This window comes from Bacillus sp. FJAT-52991 (assembly GCF_037201805.1).
Taxonomy (GTDB): Bacteria; Bacillota; Bacilli; order Bacillales; family Domibacillaceae; genus Bacillus_CE; species Bacillus_CE kandeliae.
In genome coordinates, this window is record NZ_CP147404.1 from 2,400,035 (window position 1) to 2,412,629 (window position 12,595).

Annotated in this window: 12 protein-coding genes; 2 read left to right on the plus strand and 10 right to left on the minus strand. The window is 39.6% G+C overall.

The features are described from left to right. Nucleotides 1–20: 20 nt before the first annotated feature. Both WDJ61_RS12395 and WDJ61_RS12400 read right to left on the minus strand, forming a co-directional pair. Nucleotides 21–914: a deoxyribonuclease IV gene (locus WDJ61_RS12395; protein ID WP_338750144.1), complete on the minus strand. Its 894-nt coding sequence runs from the start codon at nt 912–914 to the stop codon at nt 21–23. Nucleotides 915–1,007: 93 nt separating this feature from the next. Then, a complete protein-coding gene (locus WDJ61_RS12400; RefSeq protein WP_338750146.1) occupies nt 1,008–2,330 on the minus strand; it encodes a DEAD/DEAH box helicase in 1,323 nt (440 codons plus the stop codon). A gap of 182 nt (nt 2,331–2,512) precedes the next feature. Here WDJ61_RS12400 and vrrA point away from each other — a divergent pair, with 182 nt between their 5' ends. Both vrrA and WDJ61_RS12410 read left to right on the plus strand, forming a co-directional pair. Beyond that, on the plus strand, nt 2,513–3,055 hold the full coding sequence (gene vrrA, locus WDJ61_RS12405; RefSeq protein WP_338750148.1) for a VrrA/YqfQ family protein: 543 nt from the start codon (nt 2,513–2,515) through the stop codon (nt 3,053–3,055). A gap of 90 nt (nt 3,056–3,145) precedes the next feature. Beyond that, nucleotides 3,146–4,102 carry a 4-hydroxy-3-methylbut-2-enyl diphosphate reductase gene (locus WDJ61_RS12410; RefSeq protein WP_338750150.1) on the plus strand — a complete coding sequence of 319 codons (957 nt, stop codon included), beginning with the start codon at nt 3,146–3,148 and terminating at the stop codon, nt 4,100–4,102. Between the two features lie 352 nt (nt 4,103–4,454). Here WDJ61_RS12410 and WDJ61_RS12415 read toward each other — a convergent pair whose 3' ends face one another. The 8 genes from WDJ61_RS12415 to WDJ61_RS12450 all read right to left on the minus strand — a co-directional run bounded on the left by WDJ61_RS12415 (nt 4,455) and on the right by WDJ61_RS12450 (nt 12,496). Continuing rightward, the gene (locus WDJ61_RS12415; RefSeq protein ID WP_338750152.1) at nt 4,455–5,573 is read right to left on the minus strand and encodes a Nif3-like dinuclear metal center hexameric protein; all 1,119 of its coding nucleotides are present in this window, start codon (nt 5,571–5,573) and stop codon (nt 4,455–4,457) included. Then, a complete protein-coding gene (locus WDJ61_RS12420) occupies nt 5,570–6,277 on the minus strand; it encodes a tRNA (adenine(22)-N(1))-methyltransferase TrmK (RefSeq protein WP_338750154.1) in 708 nt (235 codons plus the stop codon). Before WDJ61_RS12420 ends, WDJ61_RS12415 begins: the two co-directional genes overlap by 4 nt. Before the next feature lie 94 nt (nt 6,278–6,371). After that, entirely contained in the window at nt 6,372–6,740 is a 369-nt protein-coding gene (cccA, locus tag WDJ61_RS12425) for a cytochrome c550 (protein ID WP_338750156.1), read from the minus strand. 196 nt (nt 6,741–6,936) lie between these two features. Then, nucleotides 6,937–7,467: a hypothetical protein gene (locus tag WDJ61_RS12430; protein WP_338750158.1), complete on the minus strand. Its 531-nt coding sequence runs from the start codon at nt 7,465–7,467 to the stop codon at nt 6,937–6,939. A gap of 148 nt (nt 7,468–7,615) precedes the next feature. Beyond that, nucleotides 7,616–8,737: an RNA polymerase sigma factor RpoD gene (rpoD, locus tag WDJ61_RS12435; protein ID WP_094835746.1), complete on the minus strand. Its 1,122-nt coding sequence runs from the start codon at nt 8,735–8,737 to the stop codon at nt 7,616–7,618. 37 nt (nt 8,738–8,774) lie between these two features. Next, nucleotides 8,775–10,586: a DNA primase gene (dnaG, locus tag WDJ61_RS12440; protein ID WP_338750167.1), complete on the minus strand. Its 1,812-nt coding sequence runs from the start codon at nt 10,584–10,586 to the stop codon at nt 8,775–8,777. 438 nt (nt 10,587–11,024) lie between these two features. Further along, nucleotides 11,025–11,834, minus strand: a complete 810-nt coding sequence (locus WDJ61_RS12445) for a pyruvate, water dikinase regulatory protein (protein ID WP_338754795.1) — start codon at nt 11,832–11,834, stop codon at nt 11,025–11,027. A 29-nt stretch (nt 11,835–11,863) separates the two neighbouring features. Continuing rightward, nucleotides 11,864–12,496, minus strand: a complete 633-nt coding sequence (locus WDJ61_RS12450; protein ID WP_413789100.1) for a helix-turn-helix transcriptional regulator — start codon at nt 12,494–12,496, stop codon at nt 11,864–11,866. Between the last annotated feature and the right edge of the window lie 99 nt (nt 12,497–12,595).

Sequence of the window (12,595 nt, forward strand, 5' to 3'; positions counted from 1 at the left end):
GCCGGATATTCATCGTTGTCTTAAGGAGCAATAACTTTGTCCCGTACTTCCGGATCAAATACTTTCGAGCGAAGCATATCGATTTCGAAACGATAAGGTGGTTTACTCGTCTTCTTGTCTTCACCGACATAAGGCGTTTCTAAAATTTTAGGAATATCTGTTAATTGAGGATGATGAACAATGTACTGAAGTGCATCAAATCCAATATGACCAAAACCAATGTTCTCATGACGGTCTTTTCGTGCACCTCGTTCATTTTTACTATCGTTAATATGAAAAACCTTTAATCGATCAAGCCCAACGATACGATCAAATTGATCCAGCACACCATCGAAATCATTAATGATGTCATAACCAGCATCATGAGTATGGCATGTATCAAAACAAACGGATAACTTCTCATTTAAATGAACACCTTCTATGATCATGGCTAGTTCTTCAAAGGAAACCCCACATTCCGACCCTTTTCCAGCCATCGTCTCTAAAGCAATTTGTACATCATTTTCTTTTGTTAATACTTCGTTTAATCCCTCAACAATTTTTTGAATGCCAGCTTCTGTCCCAGCACCGACATGAGCACCTGGATGAAGCACAATTTGCTTTGCTCCTAATGCAGCAGTTCGCTCAATTTCTGTGCGCAAAAAGTTGACTCCAAGCTCAAACGTATCAGGATTTTTTGTGTTTCCGATATTAATAATGTAAGGAGCATGAACAACAATATCGACCATACCATGTTCTTTCATATGAAATTGGCCTTTTTCAATGTTCAAGTCTTCTATTTTCTTTCTTCTAGTATTTTGCGGTGCTCCGGTATAAATCATAAAGGTGTTCGCACCGTAAGAAGCTGCTTCTTCACTTGCAGCTAACAGCATTTTCTTGCCGCTCATAGACACATGAGAACCAATTTTCAGCATACATTCCTCTCCTTTACCCTAACTTCATTGTACTAAAAACTTCATGATTTATCAGCAAAAAAGGTCTGCAAAAGCAGACCTTCTCTTTTAAAACTACTTTTTGTTATTGCCTCGTTTCGATTCTAAGCGTCGTTCACGCTTTTTAAATTGAGTCATTTCTCTTTGCATTTTTTTCTTATAGCCTGGCTTCACTTTTTTCGGTTTTCTGACAATCGACTTCGCTTTCAAATCAATGCTGTCTTCTGTTTTTTCTCTTTTCTTTCGTTGATTGCGATCCTTTAATTCAGTCCATTCACCTTGACGAATATCCGTATGACTGAATGTGATGCCTATTTTCTCTAAGCGAGCGAGGGCATCCTCGTCACTCGGTGTATAAATAGTGGCGCAAATACCTGAAAATCCTGCTCGAGCTGTTCGTCCGGCACGATGAACATAAAAGTCAAGATCGCGCGGAAGTTCGTAGTTGATGACATGACTAACGCCCTCAATGTCAATCCCTCTAGCAGCTAAATCGGTCGCAACAATATATTGATAATCTAAGTCGCGAATTTGCTTCATCATTCTTTTGCGATCTCTTGGTGACATGTCGCCATGAATGCGACCAACTTTCAAGCCTTTTTCTAGCAGTGCATTCGCCACTTCATCCGCTTTTTGCTTTGTATTCGTAAATACAACCGCTAAATAAGGGTTATAAGCAACTAACATATCATGAAGCAAATCGATTTTCTCTCGGCTTTTCTTTGATACTAATACATGCTCAATATTTTCAGCTGAAATATGCTTTGGTTGAATATGAACATATTCAGGGTTCTCCATGTATTTCTTTAAAAATGGCTTTAACTTTTCTGGAATTGTTGCCGAGAATACAAGAATTTGTAACTGTTCAGGCATTCTGCTTGCGACTTGATCGACATCAACAATAAATCCCATATCAAGCATTAAATCCGCTTCATCGATGACAAGAATGGATGCACGATGAACAAATAACGCTTGCTCCTTAATGAGATCATTAATTCGTCCAGGTGTACCAACAACAATTTGTGGCTGCGTCTTTAATTTATCAATATCACGTTGCTTATCCGTCCCACCCATATAACAACGAGCAGTGATCTCTTCTTCAGAAAACTTAATCATTTTAAGAATCTCTTTATAAATTTGATCGGCCAATTCTCTCGTTGGTGCTGTGATAACCGCTTGGACTTCTTTTTTCGCAGGATTGATCTTTTCAAGGATTGGGAGGATATAGGAATGGGTTTTCCCCGTTCCTGTTTGAGATTGTCCGATGGCACTTTCCCCTTTTAAAATAAGCGGGATCATTCTTTCTTGAATTTCTGTTGGCTCATAAAAACCTAATTCTTCAATTCCTTTATTTATAAACGGTCGAAAACCATATAATTCAAATCGTTGTTTTGTCAATATTGACACTCCTTTTGGCTCAAAACAAGCCTTTTTCTCCATTCTGTATCTTATACTAAAAACGCCGATAAATCAAAGCTTTGGCAAATATTTTTTGTATCCTCATCACCACTAAACCTTTTCTAGTTTGTCTGCATACAATACAGAAGAACAAACAATTGCAATGAAAGGAATGAAACGATATGCCTCCATTTTCACCTAGACCGCAGCAGCAGTCCCCTTTCTTTTACGGACCACCGATGAGGCCTTACCCAACTAACCGGCCTTCTTTCTCCCCACAAAGAACGGGACGCGGACCAGGACTTCTTAGTCGCTTGTTGAATCGGCAAAATTCATCTAGTATGCCGTTCACTGGCTTTGAACGACAAGGAGCAGCAACAGTTGGTTCTTCTGCTGCTCAAAAGCTAGCTAATCCGATGAACTTTCAGCAAATGCTCTCCAATACGCAACAAGTGTTACAAACGGTGCAACAGATGGGGCCGATTGTTGAACAATATGGTCCGATTGTTAAAAATTTACCAGCGATGTGGAAACTATATCGCGGATTAAAATCACTGCCTGATGCAGAAAAGGACAATAGCGAAAAAACAAAGGAAACAACGAAAGCTCCAGTCAAAAATAAAGAATCACTGCCCGCTCCTTCTGCTTCAGCTTCCAAAAAGGCTAAACTAGAAAAAAGCGAACAACTAACAGATCGCTCCTCTACACCTAAACTTTATGTATAGCATCGCCCTTTTCTTTTCATGCTTGCCTCCCTCCTATATAATAAAATTGTAGTAGTTTTACTCCGAAAAATTTTATAGGAGGATTTTTTTATGGATATTATTAAAATTGCCCCAAGAGGATATTGTTATGGCGTTGTCGATGCGATGGTCATCGCCCGCAATGCTGCCTTAGATAAAAGCTTGCCTCGCCCGATTTATATACTCGGAATGATCGTTCATAATCAGCATGTGACAGATGCTTTTGAAGAAGACGGCATCATTACAATCGACGGCAAAAACCGCAAAGAAATTTTAGAAAAAGTCGACAAAGGTACGGTCATCTTTACCGCACATGGCATTTCTCCTGAAGTACGGGAACTTGCTAAGCAAAAAAACTTAGTCACGATTGACGCCACTTGCCCAGATGTGACAAAAACACATGACTTAATCCGCGACAAAAAAGCGGAAGGTTATGTCGTCATTTATATTGGAAAGAAAGGGCACCCTGAACCAGAAGGCGCAGTCGGTGTCGCCCCTGATATTGTTCACTTAGTTGAAAAACCAGAAGACGTGGAAAAACTGACCATCACCAATGAAAAAATCATTGTCACAAATCAAACAACCATGAGTCAGTGGGACGTTGCAGATATTATGGACAAAATTAAAGAAAAATACCCCCATGCCGAAATGCATAAAGAAATTTGTTTAGCTACTCAAGTTCGCCAAGAAGCAGTAGCTGAGCAAGCGGGCGAAGCGGATTTATTAATTGTCGTAGGTGATCCAAAAAGCAATAACTCTAATCGTCTAGCTCAAGTATCAGAAGAAATTGCTGGAACAAAAGCTTTCCGTGTCTCTGATGTATCAGAAATCCAACTTGAATGGCTACAAGGTGTCCATAAAGTCGCCGTCACAGCAGGTGCCTCCACGCCAACACCGATCGTCAAAGAAGTCATTCAATTCCTTGAAAGCTTTGACCCTAACGATGAAAGCACATGGACACGAGAGAAAAAAGTACCTTTAAACAAAATCTTACCAAAAGTCAAAAAATCCACACTAACTTCAAGGTAAGAAGAAAAGTGGAAGCGGCTGCTTAGACTCGGCAGACATAAGACGGAGCGTCGACGTGGCGTTCTTTGCCACACAGACGTTACGACTTATGTCCGAGAGTCTGGCCGCTGGAGCTGGACACCAAGAAAAGCGGAGCCGACTGTTCAGACACGACAAGCAAATGACAGAATGATGAAATGGCGTATCTCAGCCATGTAGTCAGGCTGGCATTTGACTCGAGTGTCTAGGAGGCGGAGCTGGACAATGAAGAAAAGTGGAAGCCCCCGTTTAGCGACGTATGAGCTGGAGCACTCTGCACGAGATAAAGCAAATAAAAAGGGTTGCCTCTATTTGAGCCAACCCTTTTTATTACTTATATAAATGTAAAAGGATCTGTATGAACGGAAGAAGGGATAAATTCAACATTGAACCCCTTTTCATCAGCTAATGCCTTCATTTTTACGGCTGTCCCTTTTTTCATTACTTTCTCGACATTATGCCCTGGATCCACAATATTTAGCCCGACTGCCATGGCGTCATGAGCGGTATGATAGTAAAAATCGCCCGTGACGTATACATCAGCCCCTTTAAATTTAGCTGCTTGGAAATATTTATTCCCATCCCCACCAAGCACAGCTACTTTCTTCACTTGATCGGTTAACTCCCCTACAACACGAACTCCATTGACATCCAATTTGTCTTTCACAAATTCAGCAAATTGACGAAGAGACATCGATTCTTTCAGCTTCCCTACTCTTCCAAGTCCTAATGTTTCGCCTTTATTTCCTAACGGATAAAGGTCATAAGCTACTTCCTCATAAGGATGAGCTTTCAGCATAGCGGATAGTACCTTCTTTTCGATACTTTCAGGATAAATCGTTTCAATCTTCACTTCTGCCACTTCTTGGAGGGTGCCTGCTTGTCCAATATAAGGAGCAGCTTCTGCACTCGGCTGAAAGCGCCCTGTTCCTTGTGATGAAAAAGAACAATGACTGTATTCACCAATAAAACCAGCTCCAGCCGCTCCTAATGCTTCTCTCACTGCCTGTTCATGGGTTCCTGGCACAAAGACTACCAACTTCTTTAAACCGTCCTCAAACGTTGGTACAAGCACTTCTGGTTCCTGCAACTGAAGTGCTTCTGCCAGAAGATCGTTTACCCCTCCTTTGGCTACATCAAGATTGGTATGAGCGGCATAGACGGCAATATCGTGTTTGATTAGCTTTTCAATCATTCTTCCAGCAGGTTCACTCGTTACAATTGATTTCAGTGGGCGAAAGATGATCGGATGATGAGCAATGATGAGTTCTACCTTGTTAGCAATCGCTTCATCTACCACCTCTTCTAACACATCAAGTGCAACGAGAACTCGTTCAACGGGTTTATTTAATCGACCGATTTGCAAACCAATTTTATCACCTTCCATCGCATACTTTTTCGGTGAGAATTGTTCAAATAGCTGAATGATTTCATGACCATTGGCTGTTTTCATTCGATTGCCTCCTTAATCAAATTCAATTCATGAAGAACTTGCTGTTGCTTCTTCATAATGGCTTCTCCGTCTTCCGCCTTCTTTAAATTTTCCAAAACAAGCTCAAGCTGACTAGCTTCCCGCTTCCATTTCTTCAAAAACGCGTCATTCTTTTCCTCCATCAAAAATGGTCCCAACAATAGTTGTTGTGCTTGATTTTCCTTATAAGGCTTAGAAGGATCACCTTTTTCAGCTGTTAACACCTCATACACCTTACCATCTTCTTCCATAATCATTTCAGCAATCAGTTCCCACTCATTAGCGAGTAGCCATTGACGAATATTGATTGCACTTATGTTTGGCTGAAGCACTAGACGTTTGACTCCCTCAAGCTTAGCTTTTCCCTCTTCCAAAATAGAAGCGATCAGAGTACCGCCCATCCCTGCAATCGTAATACACTCCACTTCACCAGCGGTAATGACCTCAAGACCATTCCCTTTTCGAACATCGATTAATTCTTCTAGCCCCGCTTCCTTCACTTGCTGTTTCGCAGCCTGAAAAGGACCCTCTACCACTTCTCCTGCAACTGCTTTCGTGACGATTCCTGTTTTTACCGCATAGCAAGGTAAATACGCATGATCCGATCCAATATCCGCTAAAGTTGATTGGTTCGGAATTTGATTAGCCACAGCTGTTAATCGTTTAGATAATTGATTTATATTCATATAGTCACCACTTTTAGTTTTGTTTTCGTACCTAGTGTAAACAAATTTATTTGATAAAAAAAGTTCTTTGCACCAGGCAAAGAACTTTTCGCAATTATTTAACTTTGCTAACCCACTCAGCCATTGCATCCGCATTTTCAGCTGGAACAAGTCCTGCTGGCATTGCACCACGACCGTTAACTAGAACTTCTTTAATTTCATCTTTTGATAGCTTTTCGCCAACACCTTTTAGTGCTGGGCCAGCTCCACCTTCATAGTTACCGCCGTGACAGCCAACACAAGATTGCTTATAATGACCTTCAGGATCGAACTCTCCACCAGCAGTTTCTTCGGTTTTTTCTCCGCCTTCTTTTTCTTTTGCCATTTCTTTAGAATTGCTAAGTCCTTCTAGTGACAAGAAGAAAATTAGACCTAATCCAAATACCATAATTAATAAGAATGGAATAACAGGATTACGATTCATTTCTTAACCTCCCTTATGTATACGTATAACAAATAGAAAGTACAAACACCTCTTATTTTACTTTAAAAACAGAAAGACGAAAAGCCCTTATCACCAAGTTTTTTCACTTTTGTTGTAATTTAGACACAAATTGTTCTTTGATAATTAAAATAATTAAGAACATTACGTTTTAGCTAAATTTTTATATGTTTTTATATTATATAAATATAAAAATAATTAACACACCAAAACCTAACCAAGCGGAGATGGTAAAATAAATTAATTGTAGTTTTCTTCCTGCCACCCACCATAATAAACAGTTGACAAAAAGAAGAAAGTTAAGAGAAAAGAACCTCTTCCCTTTCATTATTTCATGAAGTTCTACTGAATATACAAGCAATAAAATGGCAGCAACAATATAAAATATCGGAAATAGTAAACCTTTTTTAGAAAAATAAAAACCTAAGCCTAAGAGCATTACGACAAAAAATACCAAAATCGCTGTTTGCAAAGAGAAAGACATTTCAGTAAAATATAGGACAAATAGCGAAATCATTAAAATGGATAAGGACACTAATATACTTTGTAGCGGGAAGCTTTGGCTTTGCTTTGTTTGAACAGAAGAGTCATCCCATTCTTCCCCTTGACTGTATAAGGAAAGCAAGTAATCACAATATTGTTCAGGAAGCATGTGATTTTCTTTCCAGAATAATATTTCTTTCATAATAATCTTTTGTTTATCATCCAACTATTGTCACATCCTGATCGATACGTAGTTTGTCACAAATACACCATCTCAAAAAATAAAGTGCCAAGCACCTCCAATAGTATTTATCATTTGAAAAATACTATATGTTTGGAGAGGCTAGGCACTTGTAGATCAGTTTTTTAACCTATTATTCAAGAAAATCCTTTAGGCGTTTACTTCTGCTTGGATGGCGAAGCTTACGAAGTGCTTTCGCTTCAATTTGACGAATACGTTCACGGGTAACACCGAAAACTTTTCCTACTTCTTCAAGTGTGCGTGTACGGCCATCGTCTAAGCCAAAACGAAGACGAAGCACATTTTCTTCGCGATCAGTTAATGTGTCTAATACATCTTCTAGCTGCTCTTTCAATAGTTCATAAGCAGCATGTTCAGATGGCGAAGTAGCCTCTTGGTCTTCAATAAAATCACCTAAGTGAGAATCATCTTCTTCACCAATTGGTGTTTCAAGGGAGACTGGCTCTTGTGCTATTTTAAGGATTTCTCTTACTTTTTCAGGTGTTAAATCCATTTCTTCGGCAATTTCTTCCGGAGATGGTTCACGACCTAAATCCTGAAGCAGTTGTCTTTGAACACGAATCAGCTTATTGATCGTTTCGACCATATGAACAGGAATTCGAATCGTTCTTGCTTGGTCAGCAATGGCACGAGTAATCGCTTGACGAATCCACCATGTCGCATACGTACTAAATTTAAAACCTTTACGATAGTCAAATTTCTCAACCGCTTTAATGAGACCCATATTTCCTTCTTGAATTAAGTCAAGGAAGAGCATCCCACGTCCGACATAGCGTTTAGCAATACTAACAACTAGTCGTAAATTGGCTTCAGCAAGGCGGCGCTTCGCCTCTTCGTCTCCTTCTTCAATGCGAGTAGCGAGTTGAATCTCTTCATCTGCTGAAAGAAGGTCGACACGACCAATTTCTTTTAAATACATACGCACTGGATCATTGATCTTCACACCAGGAGGAACACTTAAGTCATTTAAATCAAACTCTTCACTTTCTTTTTCAAGTTCATGAATGTTTGGATCTTCCTCTTCATCTTCATCATTGGTGATATCGATCCCTTGCTCTCCAAGGTGCTCATAGAATTCATCCATTTGATCGGATTCTACTTCAAATGGTGATAATTTATCAGCTACATAGTCATAGGATAGCTTCCCGCGCTTTTTCCCTATTTCTATAATTTGCTCTTTTGCTCTTTCTAATGTGACTTCAGTTTCTTTGGAACGTGTTGACTTTTCAGCCATTTGTCCCCCTCCTTCCAACATCCTTACCTCATACTACTTACACTTTCAACTCTTTTTTAAGCTTTACTATTTCCATCGCAAGTTGAGCGGCCGTTTGATAATCCTTTGCTTTTTCCGCTGCTATTTGCTGTTGTTTCTTTGTCTTAATAACTAACTTTTTGCGGTACTTAAATATTTCTTTTATATAATCATGCACTTCCTCGTCATTTACATACTCACTAACCATCATCATTTCAATATCGGAAACGAGTCGGCGCAAGTTGGCGTCTGGAAGAAAGTTGATAAAGATACTTGAATCCGGTTCATTCTCCTCTTCGTAAAAGCCGAGTAAATACGTGAAAATAGCTTGATGTTCATCAATGTTAAATGCTTCACTCCCCATTAGCTCCTTCACTTTATAGGCAGTATCTACATCTTTCAACATATGAGCGATGAGCCTTCGTTCAGCTGTTTGATAAGCTGGATAGAGCTTTTGGGTCGTCTGAGGTATCGCGGCAGGCAACGTCAATGACTCTCGATTGACCGGCTGTTTTTTCCTCTCTTTAAAAAACACCTGCTTCTCTTGCTGTTTTAATGCATCCAGCGAAAGAGAAAACTGGTCGGCTATTTGGCGTAAATAATAATCGCGCTCAACCGCCTTTTGCAATTTCGCAATTTCTTTTAACACTTCTTCGATATAAGCAAGCTTTTGTCCTTCATCTTGAAGGTTTTTTCCTTGCTTAAAATATTCCATTTTAAACGCCATCAGCGTCAAGGCAGTCCCTATTATATTATCACGAAACTTCTCAGCTCCATGTTTCTTAATATAGTCATCAGGATCCATCTTGTCAGGAATCATCGCCACTTTCACATGACAGCCACTTTCGCTTAGCATCTCTGAAGCACGATAGGCCGCTTGAATACCCGCTGAATCCCCGTCATAACAAATGATTACTTGATCAGTTATCCGCTTAATCTGTTGGATATGAGCATCTGTTAATGACGTACCCATCGTGGCAATACCAGCTTCTATCCCTGCTGATGCTGCCGCAATCACATCAGCAAATCCTTCAAATAGTATGGCACCATGCTGCTTGCGAATGGCTGACCTTGCTCGGTGAAAATTGTATAACAAGCGACTTTTATTGAAAATAGCGGTTTCCGGACTGTTTAAATACTTTGGTTTTTCCTCATGTAAGGCTCGACCTGAAAAGGCGACAACCTTTCCTTTGTCATCATGAAGCGGAAACATAATCCTTCCTCGAAACCGATCAAAGTAAGAATCTTCTTCTTTTTGGATGATCAGTCCTGCCCGTTCTAATTCCTCGACTGAAAAACCTCGTTTTTGCAAAAAAGTAGTCGTGAAATTCCATTGTGGGAGTGACCAACCAATTTGAAAGGTCTCTACTTCATTTTTAGTAAAGCCGCGTTCTTGCAAATACTGTAACGCTTCCTGGCCTTCCTTTGTATTTACCAACAAATGGTGGTAAAATTTAGTCAGAAGCTCATGAGCTTCAAGCATCCGATCCTCTTCTTTTGAAACAGCTCGATCAGGACGTTCACCAGGAATTTGAATATCAACAGAAACTCCTGCACGGTCAGCAAGCTTACTGACGGCTTCTTGAAAAGAAACATTCTCCATTTCCGTAATAAAGGTAAAAATGTTCCCCCCAGCTCCGCATCCAAAACAATGGTAGATCTGTTTATCGGGTGAGACGGAAAATGAAGGAGAGTTCTCTCCATGAAAAGGACATAGCCCAAAGTAATTTCGACCTTGCTTCTTCAACTGAACATAATCGCCTATGACCTCAGCAATATCAAGCGATTGCTTAATCTGTTGAATCGTTTCTTCAGGAATCTTCCCTGCCACTTACACATCACCAGCTATACGATTGATCGATAAACACGCATTGTTCGAACAGATGAGATGGTTATCGACAAATACTTTCATTTTTTTCTTTCTTTCCTATGCTTTATTATTCTACAAGCTTGTTTAGAATCCTTCTTATATACGAAATAACATAAAAAATTTACGAACACTCCCCACTCCAAGCTTTCGATGGAGGATGGCTAAAGCACATAAATAGTTTATTCCTTTATTCAGACCTCTAAACCTGTTTTAAATACATTTTTATCACAATTTTTTATTATAGTATATCTTCTGTAAAAAGACTATTATTTTTTTACAACTTTCAAAAGAAAGTGAAAGAGGCTGTCCCCCTCATCACACAACTTCTATTTCAACGACAAAATATAGTATGTTTACACTATAAATGGCGCTAAAGAAGCCATGTTTTTAGGACACCCTCTATTTTCTATTTCTAAATTTACTCATAATAATATTCGCTGTTTCTTCTACTGCTTTATTGGTAACATCAATGATTTCGCAGCCAATTTTGCTCGTGACCTTTTCAAAGTAAGCCATTTCCGTTTTAATCCGCTCAACATCCGCATAACTAGCCTGGTCATTTAATCCTAGAGAACGTAATCGCTCCCGTCGAATTTGGTTAAGCTTTTCTGGACTTATTTTTAAACCGTAACATTTTTCTAGAGGGATAGAAAATAATTCCTCCGGAGGGTCCACTTCAGGTACAAGTGGTACATTCGCCACTTTCAATCGCTTATGTGCCAGATACTGAGATAAAGGTGTTTTAGAGGTTCTAGAAACACCAATTAACACAATATCCGCTTTAAGTAGCCCTCTAGGATCTCGACCATCATCGTACTTGACCGCAAATTCAATCGCTTCTACTTTCTTAAAGTATTCCTCATCCAACTTGCGAACAAGCCCCGGTTCAAGAAGTGGCTCCTTACCATACATCGATTGCAATTGATCCATTAACGGTCCGATCAAATCAAAAATGACAATATTTTCTTCAACCGCTCGTTGGTGCATATATTTTCTAATTTCCGGCTTCACTAAAGTGTAAACAATGATGCCACGCTCGCTTTTGGCAAGATCAATGACTTCATCAATATGAAAAAGGTCTTCCACATAAGGGAATCGCTTAATTACCGCATGGGATCCATTAAATTGGCTGACCGCGGCTTTTGTTACTAGTTCAGCCGTTTCTCCTACCGAATCGGAAACAATATAAATAATTGGGTCATTTACCAACAATCAGTAACCTCCTTTTATTTCAGCACTCAATCGTCATCAGCGAGTGATACGAAGGCTTTGGCGATGTTTGTTTTTGTGATTCGTCCAGTTACTTCATAACCTAAGTCTGTCTTTTTGACAACAGGAACGGAATCTATTTGTTTATCGATCAGATTCTTTGCCACATCAAGCAGTAAATCATCTTTCTCACAAACCGTAATATTAGGCATTCTAGTCATAATAATATTCACTGGAATCGCACTTAACTCCTGTTTCCCAATACTTGCTCGCAATAAATCCTTTCTTGATAGCACACCCGCCAGACAAGAATGTTCATCTACAACAAACAACGTACCAACATCTTCTAAAAACATAGTGACGACTGCATCATACACAGACAGATTTTCTCTGACCACAACTGGGATGGCTTGATAGTCTCGCACATAAATTTTCATTAAGTTTTCCGTAAGCAGCTGTGTGCCGGTTTTCCCCGTATAAAAATAGCCAACTCTTGGTCTCGCATCTAAAAAACCAGCCATCGTTAATATCGCTAAGTCAGGCCGTAAAGTTGCTCTCGTTAAATTTAAGCGTTCGGCAATATTTTCACCAGTAATAGGGCCATTCTCTTTCACAATTTGCAATATTTGATCTTGTCGCTTATTTAGTTCCAATGTCCTCACCACCTAACACGCATTAAAGGCATCAAATATCTGGCTACAAGAACTGATACTCCGCACTGCAAAGGAGACCAATATTGTTCGAACAACCAAATATTGATG

What these genes read in the sequence shown, in the direction of transcription:
- WDJ61_RS12395 (WP_338750144.1), bottom strand. Translation starts at nt 914, where the DNA reads ATGCTGAAAATTGGTTCTCATGTGTCTATGAGCGGCAAGAAAATGCTG.
- vrrA (WP_338750148.1), top strand. Translation starts at nt 2,513, where the DNA reads ATGCCTCCATTTTCACCTAGACCGCAGCAGCAGTCCCCTTTCTTTTAC.
- WDJ61_RS12410 (WP_338750150.1), top strand. Translation starts at nt 3,146, where the DNA reads ATGGATATTATTAAAATTGCCCCAAGAGGATATTGTTATGGCGTTGTC.
- WDJ61_RS12415 (WP_338750152.1), bottom strand. Translation starts at nt 5,573, where the DNA reads ATGAAAACAGCCAATGGTCATGAAATCATTCAGCTATTTGAACAATTC.
- WDJ61_RS12420 (WP_338750154.1), bottom strand. Translation starts at nt 6,277, where the DNA reads ATGAATATAAATCAATTATCTAAACGATTAACAGCTGTGGCTAATCAA.
- cccA (WP_338750156.1), bottom strand. Translation starts at nt 6,740, where the DNA reads ATGAATCGTAATCCTGTTATTCCATTCTTATTAATTATGGTATTTGGA.
- rpoD (WP_094835746.1), bottom strand. Translation starts at nt 8,737, where the DNA reads ATGGCTGAAAAGTCAACACGTTCCAAAGAAACTGAAGTCACATTAGAA.